The sequence below is a fragment of the Maribacter sp. MS6 genome (genome assembly GCF_056839185.1).
Genome location: NZ_CM166389.1, coordinates 3,651,254 through 3,671,052, shown reverse-complemented (window position 1 = coordinate 3,671,052; position 19,799 = coordinate 3,651,254). Strand labels below are relative to the sequence as shown.

Genomic DNA, 19,799 nt, shown 5'->3' with positions numbered 1-19,799 from the left:
TAATAAAAAATAGTTGGTCCGTCTACTACTATTTCCTCGACAAGCTCAAAAACTTCGCAGAATAAACCATACTTAATCTTAATCTCGCTTGATGGTTTTCGCTGGGACTATGTCGAAAAATACAATCCCCCTAATTTGAGCACATTCATTAAGAGAGGTGTTAAGTCAGCCTCATTAATTCCTTCATTTCCGACTAAAACATTTCCAAATCACTATACCATTGCAACTGGACTTTATCCGGATAAACATGGGATTTTAGGGAATGTTTTTTATGATTACAAAACGGACACCGTCTTTAACAAAAGAACTCCCGGAATGGCCGAAGATGGGCGTTTTTATGGCGGTTTACCAATTTGGATTGCCGCAAATAAGGCAGACATGGTTACCGCTAGTTATTTTTTCGTAGGAACAGAAGCAGATATCCAAGGAATTAGACCAACCTATTATTATAAGTTTGATAATACCGTTAAAAATGAGGTACGGGTAAATCAAGCAATAGCGTGGTTACACTTAGAGGAAAAACAAAGACCACAATTGATAACCCTATATTTTGGTGATCTAGATCAAACGGGACACCGATATGGCACTGATAACGATGAGAAATTACAAAATGCATTATCTGAATTAGATAAGACTCTGGGCGATTTATTTGCGGGCGTGTCGGAAACCGGACTTCCGGTAAATATTGTCATTGTCTCCGATCATGGGATGATAAATCAGTCGACCGATAAGATTATACCAATAGAATCTATACAGAATGATAATCTGTTTTTAACCATAGACAATGGTTCAATTGTAAATATTCATCCGAAAAAAAACAGTGATACGAAAACAGTACTAGACTATCTAAAACAAAAAGAAGACCATTTTAAAGTCTATGAAACTGCCAACACACCAGGTTTTGAGTATAATCCTAAAAATAAGAATTGGGGAGCAATACAATTGATACCAAATTTTGGCTATTATTTTCTGAATCAAAAAAGTAAAACTTCACTTATCAAAAATAATGTAGCAACCATAGGCATTCATGGCTACGATAGCAAATACAAGGAAATGCATGGTATTTTTTATGCGAATGGCCCAGCCTTTAAAAAGGACTACGAAATTCCTTCGCTAAAAAACATTCATATCTATCCACTTATGTGTAAAATTTTAGGATTGGAAATTCCAAAAACCATTGATGGAGATATTCATCAAATAAAAAGTGTATTACTAAAATAACAACAAGAAATACGGGCATATGTTTGTACGTATTACAAAAACCAATGAACGATGAAAACAGATAAAATTATTATGCTAGTGGTATTCTTAACGACTACCACTTTATTCACCAGTTGTAATGAAGCCCCTAAAACGGAGGCTACAAAAGAAAACCCTGTAGTTATTAAACCTGACGTAGACCAAAAACCAGATTACTTTTTACTGCGACCTGAAGTGGAAAAAGCCTATGGGTATTCGCATGCCGTAAAAATTGGTAATTCCATTAAAATCTCCGGAGCCGTAAGTATGGACGATGAAGGCAACCCGACAGCGGTAGGTGATTTTGAACAACAAATGAAAAATTGCTATGTAGATTTGGATAAAATATTAAAACACTATGGTTGCACTTTTGACGATGTTGTGGTAGAAAATGTATTTACGACCGATATGGCAAAATTTTTACAGTTCGCTGGCTACAGAACCGAAATTTATAAAAATCATTTTCCAACGGGCTCCTGGCTTGGCGTAACCGAGTTAGCGGTACCCGAATTTATGATAGAGATTGAACTAGAAGTGCATAAATCTAATTAAACCAGAACCTTATTAAAATCACAAAGAATAATGATGAAACACATTACTTTATTTACTACTATCATCCTCATCTTGCTACTGCATACAAATAGTAGTTACGCGCAGGTTTATGGTAGAAACGGCATGGTAGCTTCCAGCAGTAAAATAGCCTCTCAAGTGGGAGTAGATATACTAAAAAAAGGTGGCAACGCTATTGACGCTTCCATTGCAACGGCATTCGCCCTTGCCGTAACGCATCCTTCTGCCGGAAATATTGGCGGAGGAGGATTTCTGGTGTTTATGGATTCATCCGGGGTAGCAACCACCATCGACTTTAGGGAAAAAGCACCGCTAAAAGCATCTCCTACCATGTTTCTAGATGATACTGGAACTATTACCAAAGGAAATAACCTTTATGGAAGGGAATCGACCGGTAATCATATCGGGGCCAAATCCGTTGGAGTACCAGGTACGGTAGCGGGTTTATATATGGCACATGAAAAATATGGAAGTTTATCGTGGTCAGAACTAGTACAACCGTCAATTGACCTAGCTAATAATGGCTTTCCACTTACATGGGCCCTTTTTAATGCGGCCAATTTTTTTGATGCCAACTCTCCTATTCCATTTTTACGGGATTATTTCAAAAAAAACAATGGTGAACTTACGCAATTTGGTGAACTCTGGAAACAACCTGAACTGGCTATGACCCTTAGTGAAATTCGGGACCATGGTAAAGATGGTTTCTACAAGGGAAAGGTGGCGAAAGAAATAGCGCGTTTTATGAAAGAGAACGGTGGTATTATTACAGAAAAAGACCTTCTTCGTTACACAGCGATTGAAAGAAAACCAGTTAAAGGAACTTTTAATGGTTATGACATTTACTCCATGCCACCACCAAGCTCTGGAGGCGTTGCGTTAATAGAAATGATGAATCTTATGGAATTGGCAGATTTAGAAGCTATCGAATTCAATTCTACGGCATATGTTCATTTGGTAGCGGAGGTCATGCGAAGAGCCTTTGCTGATAGAGCGGAACATTTGGGAGATACGGATTTTAATCTAAACATGCCTTTGGATAAACTAACGTCCAAAGCCTTCGCCAAAACCAGATTTAACAACATTGATATGACCCAAGCTTCTATTAGTGATTCCACTGCATTTGGACAGCTGTACGATGGCAAAAACACCACCCACTTTTCCGTTATGGACAAGCATGGGAACGCAGTTTCTTTAACCTATACACTGGAACACAGCTATGGTTCGGGAATTGGCTCCAAAAAGCTCGGCTTCATTTTTAACAATGAAATGGGTGACTTTAATCCAAAGCCCGGAACAACAACAAACACCGGTCAAATTGGTACAGAGCCCAACCTTATTCAACCTGAAAAAAGAATGCTTTCTAGTATGACACCAACCATTGTAGCAAAAGAGGGTGCCCCGTATCTCATAATAGGAAGTCCTGGTGGGAGAACCATTATCAATACGGTATTCCAAACGGTGCTCAACGTGCTGGCCTACGATATGCCCGTAGACAAAGCAATAGAAGCCATGAAGATTCATCACCAATGGTTACCGGATGAGATTAGGTATGAAAAAGGACTGCTTTCACCAGATACACGTAAGGCGCTTGAAGCAATGAACCATACCCTAGTGCCCACATATGGCATTGGAGTGTTGATGGGCATACAAATAGATATAGAAAATAACATCCTGATCGGAGCTTCGGATTCCTCGAGTCCGGATGGGGCGGCAATTGGCTATTGAAAGAAATAGGTAGAGAAAATTTGAATAAACAACACGAATCAAACAACCTAATACAATTAGATATGAACAACAATCAAAACATCAACGTGATCAACAATTTATATGCTGCATTTGCAACAGGCGATATGCCAACAGTGCTAGGCTCCATGGACCCGAATATAGAATGGAACGAAGCTGAAAGTAATTCTTTAGCAGATGGTAATCCATACGTTGGCCCAGATGCTATCTTAACTGGTGTTTTTGCACGTCTTGGTGCCAACCATGACCATTTTGGCTTAAAAGACATTAAGGTGCACAACATGAGCGACAATATGGTTTTAGCCACCCTACGCTACGATGCCAAGGTAAAAGAAACTGGTAAGAGCTATAATGCACAAGCTGCACATTTATGGACATTAAATACTGAAGGTAAAATCATCGCCTTTCAGCAATATGTAGATACAAAGAAGCTAGCGGAAGCAGACCACTAGCGGTTGTATTGGAATAACAACTGTCAGGGTCTAACAACTTTATTACGTTAGATTCTGACAAATAGTTACAACATACGACCATGAGCTAGGGTCTTTTAACTAGAGTCAACCAATCCTAACTAAGTATATATGTCATGAATGTACAGGCACGCTAAAGACTACTTCCTGCCCAAGAACACAGAACTACTTATATCATTTAAATCATAATTAATTTTTATCTAAATTATTAAAAGTATAAATAATAATATATAGGTTTTTGTTGCTAAATTTAAATTAAAGAATGTGAGTATTCATGTAAAGTGACTACAGTATGAAAAAGATAAATTTTACACAGCTATCGAAAACATCAATAAATCGCGAATTATTTAATTATAGTCCAAGTAGTGTGACCGCTATTAAATTTCGTATGAAAATAGATACGCTTTCAGAACTTCATGATCAACTTCGGCATCACGAATACAAGGAACCAACTTCTCCCCTTGTTGAGTGTAAGTCCTAATTCTATAATACTTATACCAAAACAACCAGCTGTTCCACTTTTGTGCCGGAAACAGCCTAAAATGAGGCTCCCTTAAAAGAGAGAAGCAGCCTATACCCTATTAAAATAAAATTACACACCTCTACTAGGTTACCAAGTTACGCCAGAATTTTAATCTAAATTCTGAGTCGCATGAAACCCCTAGTATAGAAACTAAAATTGATAATTTAAAATACAAACTATGAAAAAGATAATAGCAACAATTACGGTAGCAGCGCTATTTACTAGCTGTGCCGTCATACGTCCTGGAGAAGCAGGGGTAAAACAAACCTTAGGTAAATTTTCAGATAAGGTCATCACACAGGGAACAGTAGTTTATAATCCCTTTATAAGCAAGGTGCTCAAGGAATCTACCCAGACCAACAATATAAAGTTGATCCTTAGTTTGCCTAGCAAGGAAGGATTGAGCGTAGATTCGGAAATTTCTATTTTATATCGATTGGAGCAAAATAAGATTCCGTCGGTTTTAGAAAATTTAGGACAAGGATATGAATCTGTTATTACCAGTGTTTTCCGGTCGGCCTCATCTGATGTTTGTGCCAAGTTTTTTGCCAAGGATATGCACTCGGGAATGCGAGCGGATATAGAACGGGAAATCCAAATAAAGATGGAAGAAAACCTGAAGAAACAAGCCGATGGAATTGAACTTATCGGTGTTTTAATGAAGCGTATTCGACTACCAAGTGGTTTGGCTAATTCCATAGAAGAAAAACTACAAGCAGAACAGGATGCCATGAGAATGGTCTTTGTTTTGCAACAATCAAGACTGGAAGCCGAGCGTAAAATCATAGAGGCCGAAGCGGAGCGTGATGCTCAAATTATTTTATCTGAGGGACTAACACAGGAAATAATCCAAATAAAAAGCATTGAGGCATTTAAAAACCTATCCCAGTCCCCAAACAGTAAGGTCATTATTACGGATGGTAAAACACCACTTTTAATCGAACCTAATAATTAAATTTGTGTTTAATCTATAGTGTAAAGGTGTCTGAAACTTATGGTTTCTAGACACCTTTTTATTGGACTTTTAATGGATGATAGAGGTCTTTAATTCGCATCATATCTAAAAACGAAAAACACAACTACCCTTTAAGCTGGCATTCAAGACTTTTAAAGTATTTTTAAGCCATGAAAGCTGCTACCGTTGTCCAGATAAAAAAAGAACTCCAGCAAAGAAATCCAGAAGAACTGCTGGAATTATGTTTACGCCTTTCAAAATTCAAGAAAGAAAACAAGGAACTGCTAACCTATTTACTTTTTGAGGCCGACCATGAATCAAGTTATATTGAAGCTGTACAAAACGAAATTGATGAAACTTTTGCAGCTATAAACACAACTAGCTATTTCTACATTAAAAAAAGTATTCGAAAAATTCTAAGAAACGTAAAAAAGTACATTCGCTACTCGGGAAATAAAGAAACCGAGGTGTTGCTCCTACTCTACTTTTGTAAGAAACTCCAAGCATTTACACCCTCCATTACTAGAAACACGACTTTATTAAATTTATATGAGCGCCAACTACTTTTCGTGGAAAAGAAAATTTCCCTCCTACATGTAGATTTACAATATGATTTTGGCCTATTAATAGAGGAATTAAAAAGGTAAATCTTACGCTTTAATCTTTATTTTATTTTTTACCAAGAAACTAACCCAAGCTTTTATAGGCCTTTAAAATAGTTTCTATATCCGCCTCTGTATCCGAATCAATGTTTTGTTTTTCGGGGTTTTCAGACAACCATTTCAAGGTTCGTTGTATCCCTTCGGCAAAGGGTATGGTTGCCTTAAAACCAGGTACAAAAGTTTTTATCTTGGTATTGTCAAATAAAACACTTTCGGCCTTATCCGCTAACAGTGTTCCTGTAAATGAAGGTGCAACTTTACATATAAAATCGGAAGCAATGTGGACCACCTTGGCCTCTTTTCCAATGGTTTCGGCCAAAATTTTATAAATCATGTTCCAGCTCAATACCTCATCGGAGGTAATATGAAACGGATGACCAATGGCTTGGGTCAATCCCAACAAACCAACAAAGCCCTTGGCAAAATCATCGGCATGTGTAACCGTCCATAGGGAAGTTCCGTCACCATGTACAATAATTTCCTTTCCCTTTTTAATTCTGTCAACCACATTATACTTGTCAAAACCACCTATTGCCACCGGGATTACGGTATCATAGGTCAACGAAGGCCGCACAATGGTCATTGGAAAACCCTCCTCGTTATAGGCCTTTTGTAAGCGTTGTTCGCACAAGATTTTATTATGGGAATAGTCCCACAGATTATTGCTTACAGGGGTAGATTCCGTAATTACCGGATAGCTCAACGGCGTCTGGTAGCAAGACGCAGAACTGATAAAAATATATTGCTTGATCTTTCCAGTAAAAAGAGCCAAGTCACGCTCAATATCTTCCGGGGTAAAGGCAATCCAATTTACCACCACGTCCCATTGGTGTTTTTTTAATTCGGAAAGAGTTTCAGGTTTGGTGATATCACCTATAATTGGGGTTGCGCCATTAATGGTTACTTTGGAATTTCCACGATTTAACAAAAAAAGTTGCATCCCCTTTTCAACGGCCAATCGGCTAGATGCCGTGCTAATATTTCCTGTACCTCCTATAAATAAAACCTTCATTTATTTTCTGATTTTTAACGTCTTATATGTTGTAAAGATTAAAAAATATTTCCAGTTATTCGTTATCTTCATAGCTTACATAAACAACCACTAAAACCACTGTCATTATGCGGCCACTTTTAATCTTATTTCTGTTCACTTCTACCTTCATTTTAGGTCAGACGAAAACCAATCTTGAACTTACCGATATTTTTAATATGGAATTTGTTTCCGACCCTCAAATTTCACCGGACGGGAGTCAGATTCTCTATGTGCGGAATTTTAAGGATATCATGACGGACAAAAATTTATCCAATATTTGGCTTATAAATACGGATGGTTCCAAAAATAGACCGATTACCACCGGGAATCAGAACGACGTCTATCCTCGTTGGTCCAACAAGGGCGATAAGATTATCTTCAAATCCAACAGGCAGGATGAACGCATGAAACTTTTTGTCATGTGGATGGACACCAAAGAAATTGCCCCATTGACCAACACACCTAAAGCACCGGGAGCGGTAAGCTGGTCTCCGGACGACCGTTATTTGGCCTTTACGATGTTCGTTCCCAAAGCCAATGAATCCATTATAAAAATGCCTGCTAAACCCGAAGGTGCTAAATGGAATACGCCACCCACCTATATAGACAAACTAAATTACAGAGGCGACGGCCAGGGCTATATAAAAGGAGGGAATACACAATTATTCACCTTGTCCATTGACGGTGGCACGCCAAAACAGTTGACAGCTACGGATGTTGACCACGGTGCACCAGAATGGTCAAAGGATGGTAAAACATTATATTTTTCTGCCAATTTTAATCCGGATGAAGCCTTTGAGCCCAACGATAGCGAGATTTATGCGCTAAATCTCAACGATAATAGTGTAACCGCACTCACCGACCGATACGGCCCGGACGATTCTCCAAAAATTTCGCCCGATGGAACAAAAATGGCCTACACCGGTCTGGATGATAACCTGTTGGGATACCAGCAGAATCAACTGTACGTACGTGATGTTTCCGGCGGAGCTACGTCCCTACTGTCAGCTGATTTTGACCGTAATATTTCAAATATCCAGTGGGCTGGAGATGGGAAAGGAATTTACTTTCAATACGATGATAATGGCGAAACTAAAGTTGCCCATAGTTCACTTTCGGGCAAGGTCACCGATATCGTTGGCAAGGTAGGAGGACTATCCTTAGGCCGACCCTATAACGCAGGAGCGTTTACCGTGTCCGAAAATGGAACTATCGCATATACCCTTGGAACCACTGCGCATCCGGCAGATTTGGGTGTGCATAGCAAAAAAGGAACGAAACGGCTTACGTTTGTAAACGACGACCTCTTTTCCGCTAAGCATTTAGGTAATGTAGAAGAACTCTGGTGGAAATCCTCCTTTGATCAACGTGATGTACAAGGTTGGGTAGTTACCCCACCAAATTTTGATCCGTCAAAAAAATATCCATTCATTCTAGAAATCCATGGTGGACCGTTTTCTAGTTATGGCTCGGTATATTCGGCAGAAATTCAAGCCTTTGCGGCAGCCGGGTATGTGGTTTTGTATTCCAATCCTAGGGGAAGTACCAGTTACGGTGCTGAATTTGGAAATTTAATTCATCATGATTATCCCAACCATGATTATGACGACCTTATGAGCGGCGTAGATGCCGTTATTGAAAAAGGATATATTGATACGGATAATCTGTTTGTTACCGGTGGTAGCGGCGGTGGCGTGTTAACGGCATGGATCGTGGGTAAAACGGATCGTTTTAAAGCAGCTGTCGTAGCCAAGCCCGTAATAAATTGGGCAAGTTTTGTATTATATGCAGACGGTGCAGCATTCTTCTCTAAATATTGGTTTGGTAAAAAGCCATGGGAAGACCCGGAAAGCTATTTTAAGCGCTCTCCTTTAAATTATGTAGCCAACGTAACGACTCCTACCATGTTACTCACAGGAGAAGAGGATTACAGGACACCCATCGCAGAATCGGAACAGTTTTATACCGCTTTAAAATTGGAAGGTGTCGAGACCGCTATGGTTCGTATTCCAGGAGCATCCCATGGTATTGCGAACAGACCTAGTAACATGATAGCCAAAATAGCAGGCATCTTGGCTTGGTTTGAAAAGTATAAGGATTAACTGAACAGGAGAAGCCGTTCCTTATATTTCTGCCCAAGCAAAATGGGCAGCTAACATCATAGTTAAACCCATCCCATTGATATTAGGAAAATTCAGTAGCCCATTAGTTCAACATAGCAAGAACAGCAAAAGACTGTTCTTGCTATTACTGTTATGCCAAGGTGCGCTCTTTCCGCAGACAAAGTTGGATTCACTATACAGTGTCTGGGAAGATAAAAGTAAACCAGACTCTACGCGTGCACTAGCATTAAAAGATTATATCTATGAAGAATCCTTCAATAGCCAACCTGATAGTGCTATTGTGCTTTCTAATCGTTTGTACGCCTTTACACAAGAAAAGGGATACGATAAAGGAACCGTGGACGCGCTTATGCTAAGAGGCTATGTTTTTTCTAGAATCGGGGACTATCCTAACGCATTATCATCGTATGAAGAAGGGCTTAAAGTAGCTGAGAAAATAAATTATAAATTGGGCAAGGCCGATATCTTGCTTAGAACTGGTTATATCTTTCATGATAATTCGGATATACTAACTGCCCTGAAATACTATCAAGAAAGCCTAAAAATTTATGAAGAATTAGACGATCTAGAAGGTATTAGCAATATTTACAATGAATTTGGAAGCATTTACTATACGCAAGGCGATTATGAAAAGTCGTTGAATTATTTTCTGGAAAGTTTAGCGACCACGGAGGAGCTTGATGATGAAATGGGAAATGCGTCCCAATACATCAATATTGGAAACTTATATTCGGATCAGCAGAATTTTGTAAAAGCCCTTGAATACTATCAAAAAGGATTGGCTATTGATGAAATACAGAATGACAAATTAGGCATTGCTATCGCATTATCAGGGATTGGCAATGTATATTATAATCAAAAAAAGGAAGATCTGGCACTTGAATATTTAGAAAAGAGTCTAAAAATTAGCGAAAGTATAAATGATATCAGAGGCACCATCACTACCTTAATTACGCTTGGGGATATCTTTCTGGACCGTGGGAATAGTACGAAAGCCATAGCGTTCTGTAAAAAAAGCTTAGCCTTAGCAAAGGAATTAGGGGATTTGAGCGGGCAAGATTACGCTTGCGAATGTCTTTACGAAGCCTATAGGGATATAGGAAACACTAAAGTTGCCTTGAGCTATCATGAACAGATGATCATGATATCCGATAGCATCGAAACTCAGGAAACGACAATTCAGCTTCAGCAAATGGAATTCTCCAAAAAGATAATGGAAGACAGCCTAGTGCAAGTAGAGAAAGATTTACAGGTTAAAATGAAACATCAAACCGAGGTGCAGGAAAAAGATAAGAACCGGAATATTGCCATCGCATTAGGACTTATTTTTTTTATACTCGCTATTGGATTTTTTATGAGATGGCGCTATGTGAAAAAATCCCGGGCCGTCATAGAACAAGAAAAAAATCGCTCGGAAAACCTACTCCTAAATATATTACCCGCGGAAATTGCAGAAGAACTTAAAAATAAAGGAGAGGCAGCCGCACGTGATTTTGAACTTGTTTCCATTTTGTTTACAGATTTCAAAGGATTTACAGAAAAGTCGGCAGAATTATCAGCGAAGGAGTTGATAGGAGAAATAAACAATTGCTTTAAGGAATTTGACCTTATTTGTGAACGGTATGGAATTGAAAAAATAAAGACCATTGGAGATGCCTACATGGCAGCTGGTGGACTACCCGTGCCATCAGAAAAATCAGTTGACAATACTATTTTAGCAGCCATGGAGATGCAATCCTACATGACACAACGTTTTGCCGAAAAGAAAACCACAGACGGATTTACGTTTGAAATGCGCTTAGGCATACATACAGGACCTGTTGTTGCAGGTATCGTAGGGGTTAAGAAATTCCAATATGATATTTGGGGAGATACTGTAAACACTGCAGCCAGAATGGAAAGCAGTGGTGCAGTAGGCAAAGTAAATATCTCTCAGGACACCTATGAGCTGATTAAGGATAATCCAGTGTTCAGGTTCACCCATAGGGGCAAAATAAACGCGAAAGGAAAAGGAGAGATAGATATGTGGTTTGTTGAAAAAAAATAAGAGTTTTAATGGGTACCGGAACAGACAAGTACCATGATGAATAATTAAATTCTTAAGAAAATTCGATTAAACGATTAACCTAAAGGAAATTTCTATTGATACAATTTTTCGTAACGCATTTTAACTATTTTTTAAATCAACGAGCACAAAATGAACGGATTAAATATTATACTCGTAATTGCCGTTATCCTTTTTGCACGATTAAGTGTTCTATTGGTTTCTAGCTATGTTAAAATGAGAAAAGAAGAGGATTCAAAAAATGAACAAAACAATACCAGAACCACTCTTACTTAATACGGACCAGTAATAAGTAAAATTTAAAAGTAGCTTTGGCCTCTGTAGCCAGCCAAAAATTACGGAGTCTTCCACAAGAGTCATCTAGGGCAAAGTTAGCGATGTACTTGTTTGTCAAAAACTTATGTAACAAGCAAGTTTATAGGTATTTAGCCAACCACAGATATTTTCAAAAGGAAGGGTTTAAATATCTCATCCAATGCAGTCTGAATTCGGATTCAGTTAATTTAGATTACACTTTAAGTAAACGATGAACGGTACAGACAAAAGACTACGAAACAATATAGCCTTTGATGAGGTTTGGTGTTCATGTCCTCGATTTCTAAGATAATCGCTAACTTCAACGTTCTAATACTATTTAAAATAACTAGACAGTGAAAAATTTCGTGATTATTATTTTATTATCGATTTGCCCGTTTTTGGTCGCACAAGAATTTAAGGCCATGTCGTACAATATTAAATTCGACAATGTCAACGATACCGTAAACAACTGGAAGGACCGTAAGGAAGCCATGGTTAATCTTATAGCCCATTATGATGCCAGTTTTGTAGGTATGCAAGAAGTGTTACACCATCAATTAACTTTCTTGGATGAACAGTTACCCTCATATAACTATGTTGGGGTGGGTAGGGATGATGGAAAGCAAAAAGGGGAATACTCCCCTATTTTCTATAACTCAAACGATTTTACCATGTTAACAAGTGACACCTTTTGGTTATCTACCACTCCAAATGTCATTTCCGTAGGGTGGGATGCTTCCATGGAGCGAATTTGCACCTACGGACTTTTTGAACATAAGACTTCAAAGCAAAAGGTATTTGTCTTCAATACCCATTTTGACCATATTGGTACCGAGGCCAGAGCGAATTCCGCAGCATTGATTGCTAACAAAATCGCGGAGCTTACGCAAGAAAATGTAGCAATAGTACTTATGGGCGATTTAAATCTACCTCCGAAATCTGCTCCTATTCAATTCTTACAACAGCTTTTTACTGATGGGCGTACGATGACAAAAAAGACATTCTATGGGCCCACTGGTACCTTTAGCGGTTTTGACTCCAATAAAACCCTTAATACGCGTATTGACTATATTTTTACAGACCTACTAACCGTAGAACAGTACATCCATATTGACGACCGTATGGAGAACAACAAGCATATATCCGACCACTTACCGGTTTTGGCACATCTAGCTTGGAAATAAGTCCATGGCTATTAGGAATTCAAAAAATTAAAAAGCACCTCATTTAACTCGTTGGCATGGGTAATATGCAGCCCGTGTGGGGCATCTTTGATAATTTTATAAGTATTGTCCTTGATTCCTTTTGCGGCTTGTTCTGCAGAAGTTCTAATAGGCACCGTATTATCGGCATCTCCATGCACTATAAGCGTAGGTACATCTACGTTTTTTAGTTCAGGTCTAAAATCCACGTGCATCCAAGCCAATGCAGCTTGTATGGTAGCTCTGGGGGAGGCATGTGACGCAACGATAAAATCATACTCCAACTGACCTTCGCTTACACTTTTCTTGGTTTCTTCATAGTTGTAAAATCCTTTGTGAAAGTTTTTAAGGAAACCTACTCTATCTTTTTGAAGGCCGCTCTTAATATTGTCCAAGACCTGTTCGGGTACACCGTCCGGATTATCCTCCTTTTGCTTAACCAAAGGCACTATGGAACTTATAAGTGCCGCTTTGGCAATACGATCAGAACCATAGTCCGTCATATAGCGCACTACTTCACCTCCACCCATTGAAAATCCAACAAGAATTACTTCTTTTAAGTCCAATGTAGTTAGTAAAGTATCTAAATCACTCGCTAGGCTACTATAGTCATAACCGTTCCACGGAGCGGAAGATATTCCAAATCCCCTTCGATCATACGATATACAGCGAAATCCATCTTCGACAATTTTCCATACCTGCTGCTCCCAAGATTTTCTGCTCAAAGGCCAACCATGAATAAGGACAACAGGCTGTCCGCTACCATAGTCTTCATAAAAAATAGCTACTTGTTCTTCTGCAGTTTTGTTTGTAATAAAAGGCATAGTATTAGTTTTAGTGAATGTATAAGGTACATAGGTTTATAGTCAAAAATTGATGTTATCCCAAAGTTTGTTTGTTCAATGAATGTTTTCCCTATTTTTACAGTATGTACATACCAGCGCACTATAAAACCGAAAACCTAGCGGAGGTTCACGAATTTTTAAAACAGAATAGTTTTGGTATTTTAGTAAGTCAGGTCCGCGGTAAACCTTGGGCCACGCATATTCCATTGGAATTGGATAAAAATGAGAATGGAAAGGATATTCTAGTCAGTCACATTGCGAAAGCCAATCCGCAATGGGAATTTTTCACTGACAATACCGAAGTACTTTGCATCTTTAACGGGCCTCATAGCTATGTTTCCTCTTCATGGTACATGGAAGAAGAAGTACCAACATGGAACTATGTTGCCGTACATATTTACGGACAACTTAAAATCATTGATGAGGAGGCGGTAATAGCTTCAATGCATAAACTAGTTGATAAATACGAACAGCAATCGGAGTGCCCAGTTTCCATAAACAACTTATCTACCAAAACCATGCGCCAAGTAAAAGGAGTAGTAGGCTTTCATATAGAAATAACAGAGATACAAGCGGCTAAAAAACTATCCCAAGGCCGGGAACAAGATCACCCTAGGATTATTGCAGAACTAGAAAAAAAAGACCCGCAAGCGATTGCTGTAGCTAAAGCTATGAAAACTGGCAAATTATACTAATGCGTAAAACCAAATATTTCTTAACCTTGTATGCAACACTTTGGCTGCTTGCAGGCCTCGTTATTACTGTTCTTTTAAGTCGTGGTGACCGGAGTTTTTGGGAGAGCGGTCAGTTTTTTATGGATATTGCCTTAAACCGCAACTTTCTAATTGGTTTTCATGTTATTTTTATTGGTTGCTATCTCCTATTATTGGCAATACAACACTTTAGTAAGGTATACAGTTCTAAAGGAAAATCAATATTTTTAAAACAGTTTGGATATCGATTTATACTTCCAATACTAGTTGCCTTCATTGGTATCAAAACACTCATTTATGCCAATTCTTACGAGTGGAACGATTACCAGTGGGATAGTTCAGTTATGAATACTAAAGGTATCGTAAACAATTTGCATGCAAAAGATAACAAACACCGCGGAATGAGCGTCTTTGGATGGTCTGAAGATAATACAGAGGCAATTAATGGTCTTATAAAAGCCAACGTTGAATGGGTTGCGGTAGTACCATTTTTATATCAGGAAGATGAAAAAACTAAAGTTATAGATATCCCTGAATTTCCTGAAAGGTTTACCCGAAGGGATTCTAGTTTTATCCGTATCATCAATGAAATACATAAAAAAGGACTTAAAGTACACTTAAAACCTCATTTGTGGATGAGCAGCGGATGGCGTTCCAACATCACATTGGATAACACCAAAGAATGGGATACCTGGTTTGAATCCTATCGGATGAACATGCTTCGCTATGCAAAAATGGCCACGCTCACAAATACCGAACTATTCTGTGTTGGTACAGAACTTAGAACCTCAATAAAAAAACAACCGAACAAATGGTTTCAGTTGATTACCGATATCAGGAAAATATATCCTGGAGAGCTTACCTACGCCGCTAATTGGTATGATGAGTATGAATTTGTTCCTTTTTGGAACGAATTGGATCACATTGGAATACAGGCCTATTTTCCTTTGACCAAAACTGAAAATCCAGATCTAACGGCAATAGAACAAGGTTGGGAGACACATTTGGCAGCCATGGAACAATTGCACAAGAAATTCCAAAAACCTATACTATTTACGGAGGTTGGCTATAAAAGTGAGACTACGGCTACCATTAAACCCTGGGAATGGAGTTCTATTCTTAGTCCATTGACCAGAAAAAAATCAGATAGAACCCAGCAATTGGCCTATGAAGCGCTTTTTAAAAAAACCTGGCAACAGCCTTGGCTTTCCGGGATCTATGTCTGGGAATGGAATAATCGCACCCCTGAAGAAAGCGCCGAAACAGATTTGGACTTTTCACCGCGTTTTAAACCTGCCGAAAACACCATTGCAAAATGGTATGGAAAAGACATCTCCATACATTAAAGATATTAGCAGTATGAGCACAAGAAGAAACTTTATCAGAAAAACGAGCTTGGGAGCACTAGCTCTTGGACTTTCAAATGAATTTATTTTTGCGAGTGCAAAGTCTCCAATAGAGAAAGAGTTAAAAATTTCGCTTGCACAGTGGTCACTAAACAAGGCCTTTTTTGCGGGTGATTTAGATGCCGAGGATTTTGCTGCAATTGCAAAAAATACGTTTGATATTGACGCCATAGAATACGTTAATTCCTTTTACAAGGATAAGGCCACCGATGAAAGTTTTTGGTCCATCATGAGAATGAAGGCAGAAGATAGTGGTGTTAAGAGTGTATTGATGATGGTAGACGAAACCGAAAAGTTAGGGGATTTGAATACCGACAAGCGTAAAAAAGCTGTAGAAGACCACTATAAATGGATACACGCGGCCAAAATACTCGGATGCCATTCTATCAGGGTCAATGCTTTTGGCGACGGCTCACCAGATGAGTTGGAAGTTTCCCTTGTAGATGGCCTAGGCCAACTTACGGAATATGCAGCAAAAGAAAACATTCATGTGCTTTTAGAAAATCATGGCCTGCATACCTCCAATGCTATTTATATGGCCGGTATTTTAAAACAAGTAAACAACCCGTATTTAGGCACCCTGCCCGATTTTGGTAATTGGTGTGTAAGTGCAGAATGGGGAGGTACCAGTGAAGCGCAGCACTGTGTCAATAGCTATTCCCCGGAACAAGGCCTCAAGGAATGGTTACCATATGCCAAGGGTGTGAGTGCCAAGGTTTATGACTTGGATGCAAACGGTAACGATACTGTAGTAGACTATCCTAAATTACTGAAAATGGTAAAGGAATCCGATTTTGATGCGCATATAGGAATTGAGTATGAGGGCGATGGATTGAGTGAGGAAACTGGAATAAAAGCGACAAAAAAACTAATTGAACGGGTTTGGAAAAACATACAAGCCTAATTAGGTTTTTAGGCGCCTTCCATAGAATAAACATTTTACTCAAATTGACATGAATTAAGTATATTACAAATATTTAATTTTCAGATAATTATCAATAAAAAGCAGAACTAACGGCCTATTGTAGAATAGTAAATGATATAAAAATTTAGTTGTTTTGTTTAACTTTTCAACGAGAATTTACTAGCTTTAAATAGACACTAACCATGTTAATTTAAACCTATGGTGATTGATGACTTGTATTTCCTATCAATTAAAAAAATCATCACACCGTTCGAGGTCGATGGTTTACTAGCCAATATGGTACTGCTTATTCCAAGAATTATAACAGGTTTTTTCCTGGCCTTTGTTTATGCTCCGGTAAAATTTGGAACCCCTTGGTCGCCCAATTCACTTAAACTGGAACTTTTTGAAGTAGCGGATTGGTTCGTTATTAAAGTAACCGAATTTGGTACGCCTTTTAATATGATGCCAGAGGTGTTCAGTTGGTCAGCAGGATTCACGGAGGCATTTGGCGGTATTCTACTTCTATTGGGTCTAAATACTCGAATAACCGCCTTTTTTATTACCACTGTAATGGCCATTACGATTTATTTTAGGGAATGGGATCAAACCTGGAGCATACTCCCCACCTTTTTGTTCTTTTGTATTGGTCTGTTTTACCTTGGTTTTGGGTCTGGAAAATATGGAATGGACTATTGGTATGCCCATCGAAAATTTTAGCATTACAAATTATCCAACTGATTGCTGCGCTTATCATCGCTAAGAGTCCAAAAGAAACCAACGACGAAAAAAGCATCTGCCGTAGGCCGTATGGCGCGGCGGTCAAAAACACCATCCATATTGGGCGTATTTGCATATTGATAGCCGTTTACATTTTGAATCCGGTTTTATTGCTCACCGAGAAGAACAGAATCTTTTGTTAGGATATCAAAGAGACCAAAAAATTGAACAATGGCAATACATTTATGCCCTAAAAAAACTGGCGGTAATTTTAAACCTGTTCAATAGCGATAACTCGCCCCTCTAGGTTAGATTATGCGCACAAAAATTAGTGTTTTTACTAATATCCTATTGTAATATCGTGGGCCTAAATTTTACAATAATAGTGTATTTTTAACGTTTGATACTCTTTCGGAACAACAGGAATAGTATCGCCAATAGAATATAACAAACCAAGAAAGTATGGTCAAAAAATCCGTTTTTATCGTGTTAAGTTTATTTTTATTTACCGGTTGTTCTGACGAAAAAACTACACGAGAAGAAATGGAAGAGATACTTCAACAGGTACTTATAGAGCTTGATATCGAGAACGATGTTGTCATATCATCAGATGAAATCACTATAACCGTAAATGGAGAAGTGCCAATTACCAAATTGGAGGTTTTATTAGATGATAATTTAATACAACGTTTAACTATTGCACCGTACACATTCACCTTAGATCCAACAATTTATGAAGACGGCATATACACGCTCCAAGTTGATGCATACTCTAATGGTGAAAAAGTAGGTCTTAAAATCATTTCCGTAAAAGTGGACAATACAGGTCCCCAGCTAAGCATAAATAACATTAGCAATAACGAAATTATATGCAATGAAACTACATTTACACCGCTCATAACTGACCTTGTATCTAGCGTAAAAAAATAGAAGTTTACCTTGATGATAAATTAGTGCTAGATACTCAAGGAGGACCAGATTATACATTCTCGCTAATACCGGAAAATCTACCTGCAGGTGATTCCAATTTAAAATTTATCATGGAAGATGTTCTTGGTAATATTTCAAAGGATTCTTTAAACATAAAAATTGCTAAAAAAGTTATTTCGATTAGCTTTCCAGATAATTTTGATCGTCCAAATGTTGATAGTACCCTCATTATATTATCGGATGCAGATGGCAGCTATTTAGATAGTAAAACACACTCAGGACGAATGGAAACCTTAGAGTTCTGCTCATTTCAAGAATTCAATAACGACAAAGAATTTATGCTGTCCTTTGTATCAGGTAACAATGAAAGCATCTACTCTTTATATGTGTATGGGAACCTAACCAAAGATATGTTAGGTGACGAAATAAGAATGCCAGCCAGAACTGTAGGTATTACACCAGCTTTTCCAGATTTGGACGTTACATTCTATGATACCGACCATTACCTTAGGGCTTCTCCACCCTGGGGATCTATGATTTATAACAACCAGACCTTTTCTGGCCACGTTTCCACAACCTTCTCCAATGAGGCACTTGGTACAAATAAAACCTTTGTGCAATATTATGATAGATATCAAGAAAATGAATATCAATGGGCATTCATAGAAAACATCCACACTAAATTTTCATTAGAACAAGATGATTTTACAAGCGAAAATGTTGTACATGGTTCCATTGCGGTAAACGGTAGTTTTCTTAGTCCATTTATGAGTATCTACGGTTTTGAAAATGAAGCACAATACAACGCGATTAGCGGACATATGATATACTGGAATCCTAGTCTTTTAGGAAATTCGGCCGGCTACTCTTATTCCTACGCCAGTATTTTTGATTATATGGTTTACTCTATTAAAGTAAAGAACTATACACTTGAAGGTTCTGGAACCCCACCCTCCACCGTAGATATACCAAACACAAGTATTGACTATACCTACTCGGGCAATGAGTTTATGTTCGAAGGGCTTCCAGGATATGAAGTAGGCAGATTACGCTTAAATGGAACCAATACTGGCCTTATTACTTCAGAGAACCCATCAGTTAATATAGAGTTTATTTTTAATGGTGAAAGCACACAGGTGTTACTGCCACAAATTCCAGAAGGTTTATTTCCTACAGCAACAAAAGAAGTGTTTGAAAATCAAGCTTTTGAAGTAATTCAGGGTGCTGCCGAAAATTATTCTTCACTTACAGATTATAAAGACTACATATCAAAAGTTTTGGTTACAGGTGAACCTTTCTACAAGACTACCGATACAAGAGAACGCATTTTTAAATCGTCCGTTGGCACACAACTTCTACCTATTTTTGAATTTCCATTTTACGAAAGGTTCTAGAA

Annotated in this window: 18 protein-coding genes and 1 pseudogene; 16 read left to right on the top strand and 3 right to left on the bottom strand. The window is 38.3% G+C overall.

All coding sequences use genetic code 11. The features are described from left to right. Positions 1-9: 9 nt before the first annotated feature. The 6 genes from MS6x_RS16070 to MS6x_RS16045 all read left to right on the top strand — a co-directional run bounded on the left by MS6x_RS16070 (position 10) and on the right by MS6x_RS16045 (position 6,150). Positions 10-1,221, top strand: a complete 1,212-nt coding sequence (locus tag MS6x_RS16070; protein ID WP_482607183.1) for an alkaline phosphatase family protein — start codon at positions 10-12, stop codon at positions 1,219-1,221. 51 nt (positions 1,222-1,272) lie between these two features. Beyond that, positions 1,273-1,791: a RidA family protein gene (locus tag MS6x_RS16065; RefSeq protein WP_482603464.1), complete on the top strand. Its 519-nt coding sequence runs from the start codon at positions 1,273-1,275 to the stop codon at positions 1,789-1,791. A 30-nt stretch (positions 1,792-1,821) separates the two neighbouring features. Next, complete coding sequence (gene ggt / locus MS6x_RS16060; protein ID WP_482603463.1) at positions 1,822-3,537, top strand: gamma-glutamyltransferase; 1,716 nt, start codon at positions 1,822-1,824, stop codon at positions 3,535-3,537. 62 nt (positions 3,538-3,599) lie between these two features. Continuing rightward, positions 3,600-4,007, top strand: coding sequence for a nuclear transport factor 2 family protein (locus MS6x_RS16055; RefSeq protein ID WP_482603462.1), 408 nt, complete (start codon positions 3,600-3,602; stop codon positions 4,005-4,007). A gap of 719 nt (positions 4,008-4,726) precedes the next feature. Continuing rightward, entirely contained in the window at positions 4,727-5,503 is a 777-nt protein-coding gene (locus MS6x_RS16050) for a prohibitin family protein (RefSeq protein ID WP_482603461.1), read from the top strand. Positions 5,504-5,673: 170 nt separating this feature from the next. After that, the gene (locus MS6x_RS16045; protein ID WP_482603460.1) at positions 5,674-6,150 is read left to right on the top strand and encodes a hypothetical protein; all 477 of its coding nucleotides are present in this window, start codon (positions 5,674-5,676) and stop codon (positions 6,148-6,150) included. Positions 6,151-6,190: 40 nt separating this feature from the next. Here MS6x_RS16045 and MS6x_RS16040 read toward each other — a convergent pair whose 3' ends face one another. Next, entirely contained in the window at positions 6,191-7,177 is a 987-nt protein-coding gene (locus MS6x_RS16040; RefSeq protein ID WP_482603459.1) for an SDR family oxidoreductase, read from the bottom strand. Positions 7,178-7,284: 107 nt separating this feature from the next. Here MS6x_RS16040 and MS6x_RS16035 point away from each other — a divergent pair, with 107 nt between their 5' ends. From MS6x_RS16035 to MS6x_RS16020, 4 genes are all read left to right on the top strand, one after another. Continuing rightward, complete coding sequence (locus MS6x_RS16035; RefSeq protein ID WP_482603458.1) at positions 7,285-9,300, top strand: S9 family peptidase; 2,016 nt, start codon at positions 7,285-7,287, stop codon at positions 9,298-9,300. A 76-nt stretch (positions 9,301-9,376) separates the two neighbouring features. Further along, complete coding sequence (locus MS6x_RS16030; RefSeq protein WP_482603457.1) at positions 9,377-11,368, top strand: adenylate/guanylate cyclase domain-containing protein; 1,992 nt, start codon at positions 9,377-9,379, stop codon at positions 11,366-11,368. A 150-nt stretch (positions 11,369-11,518) separates the two neighbouring features. Continuing rightward, positions 11,519-11,662 carry a hypothetical protein gene (locus tag MS6x_RS16025; protein ID WP_482603456.1) on the top strand — a complete coding sequence of 48 codons (144 nt, stop codon included), beginning with the start codon at positions 11,519-11,521 and terminating at the stop codon, positions 11,660-11,662. 374 nt (positions 11,663-12,036) lie between these two features. Beyond that, positions 12,037-12,867, top strand: a complete 831-nt coding sequence (locus tag MS6x_RS16020; protein WP_482603455.1) for an endonuclease/exonuclease/phosphatase family protein — start codon at positions 12,037-12,039, stop codon at positions 12,865-12,867. An 11-nt stretch (positions 12,868-12,878) separates the two neighbouring features. Here the strand turns inward: MS6x_RS16020 and MS6x_RS16015 are convergent, their stop codons facing one another. After that, positions 12,879-13,709 (bottom strand): alpha/beta fold hydrolase, encoded by an 831-nt coding sequence (locus MS6x_RS16015; protein ID WP_482603454.1) that lies wholly within the window; start codon positions 13,707-13,709, stop codon positions 12,879-12,881. A gap of 104 nt (positions 13,710-13,813) precedes the next feature. On the opposite strand from MS6x_RS16015, the gene MS6x_RS16010 reads away from it, so the two are divergent. The 4 genes from MS6x_RS16010 to MS6x_RS15995 all read left to right on the top strand — a co-directional run bounded on the left by MS6x_RS16010 (position 13,814) and on the right by MS6x_RS15995 (position 17,473). After that, entirely contained in the window at positions 13,814-14,425 is a 612-nt protein-coding gene (locus tag MS6x_RS16010; RefSeq protein ID WP_482603453.1) for an FMN-binding negative transcriptional regulator, read from the top strand. Beyond that, the gene (locus MS6x_RS16005; protein ID WP_482603452.1) at positions 14,425-15,789 is read left to right on the top strand and encodes a glycoside hydrolase family 113; all 1,365 of its coding nucleotides are present in this window, start codon (positions 14,425-14,427) and stop codon (positions 15,787-15,789) included. Before MS6x_RS16010 ends, MS6x_RS16005 begins: the two co-directional genes overlap by 1 nt. Positions 15,790-15,802: 13 nt before the next feature. After that, entirely contained in the window at positions 15,803-16,753 is a 951-nt protein-coding gene (locus MS6x_RS16000; protein ID WP_482603451.1) for a sugar phosphate isomerase/epimerase family protein, read from the top strand. Between the two features lie 219 nt (positions 16,754-16,972). Then, entirely contained in the window at positions 16,973-17,473 is a 501-nt protein-coding gene (locus tag MS6x_RS15995; RefSeq protein WP_482603450.1) for a DoxX family membrane protein, read from the top strand. Between the two features lie 2 nt (positions 17,474-17,475). Here MS6x_RS15995 and MS6x_RS15990 read toward each other — a convergent pair. Further along, positions 17,476-17,672, bottom strand: a pseudogene (locus MS6x_RS15990) (hypothetical protein); the annotation flags it as partial. A 263-nt stretch (positions 17,673-17,935) separates the two neighbouring features. Here MS6x_RS15990 and MS6x_RS15985 point away from each other — a divergent pair. Further along, entirely contained in the window at positions 17,936-18,403 is a 468-nt protein-coding gene (locus MS6x_RS15985; protein WP_482603449.1) for an Ig-like domain-containing protein, read from the top strand. A gap of 23 nt (positions 18,404-18,426) precedes the next feature. Further along, positions 18,427-19,797 (top strand): hypothetical protein, encoded by a 1,371-nt coding sequence (locus tag MS6x_RS15980; RefSeq protein WP_482603448.1) that lies wholly within the window; start codon positions 18,427-18,429, stop codon positions 19,795-19,797. Positions 19,798-19,799: the final 2 nt, after the last annotated feature.

What these genes read in the sequence shown, in the direction of transcription:
- MS6x_RS16050 (WP_482603461.1), top strand. Translation starts at nt 4,727, where the DNA reads ATGAAAAAGATAATAGCAACAATTACGGTAGCAGCGCTATTTACTAGC.
- MS6x_RS16005 (WP_482603452.1), top strand. Translation starts at nt 14,425, where the DNA reads ATGCGTAAAACCAAATATTTCTTAACCTTGTATGCAACACTTTGGCTG.
- MS6x_RS16015 (WP_482603454.1), bottom strand. Translation starts at nt 13,709, where the DNA reads ATGCCTTTTATTACAAACAAAACTGCAGAAGAACAAGTAGCTATTTTT.
- MS6x_RS16025 (WP_482603456.1), top strand. Translation starts at nt 11,519, where the DNA reads ATGAACGGATTAAATATTATACTCGTAATTGCCGTTATCCTTTTTGCA.
- MS6x_RS16010 (WP_482603453.1), top strand. Translation starts at nt 13,814, where the DNA reads ATGTACATACCAGCGCACTATAAAACCGAAAACCTAGCGGAGGTTCAC.
- MS6x_RS16040 (WP_482603459.1), bottom strand. Translation starts at nt 7,177, where the DNA reads ATGAAGGTTTTATTTATAGGAGGTACAGGAAATATTAGCACGGCATCT.
- MS6x_RS16035 (WP_482603458.1), top strand. Translation starts at nt 7,285, where the DNA reads ATGCGGCCACTTTTAATCTTATTTCTGTTCACTTCTACCTTCATTTTA.
- MS6x_RS15995 (WP_482603450.1), top strand. Translation starts at nt 16,973, where the DNA reads ATGGTGATTGATGACTTGTATTTCCTATCAATTAAAAAAATCATCACA.
- MS6x_RS16065 (WP_482603464.1), top strand. Translation starts at nt 1,273, where the DNA reads ATGAAAACAGATAAAATTATTATGCTAGTGGTATTCTTAACGACTACC.
- MS6x_RS15985 (WP_482603449.1), top strand. Translation starts at nt 17,936, where the DNA reads ATGGTCAAAAAATCCGTTTTTATCGTGTTAAGTTTATTTTTATTTACC.
- MS6x_RS16055 (WP_482603462.1), top strand. Translation starts at nt 3,600, where the DNA reads ATGAACAACAATCAAAACATCAACGTGATCAACAATTTATATGCTGCA.
- MS6x_RS16045 (WP_482603460.1), top strand. Translation starts at nt 5,674, where the DNA reads ATGAAAGCTGCTACCGTTGTCCAGATAAAAAAAGAACTCCAGCAAAGA.
- MS6x_RS16000 (WP_482603451.1), top strand. Translation starts at nt 15,803, where the DNA reads ATGAGCACAAGAAGAAACTTTATCAGAAAAACGAGCTTGGGAGCACTA.
- ggt (WP_482603463.1), top strand. Translation starts at nt 1,822, where the DNA reads ATGATGAAACACATTACTTTATTTACTACTATCATCCTCATCTTGCTA.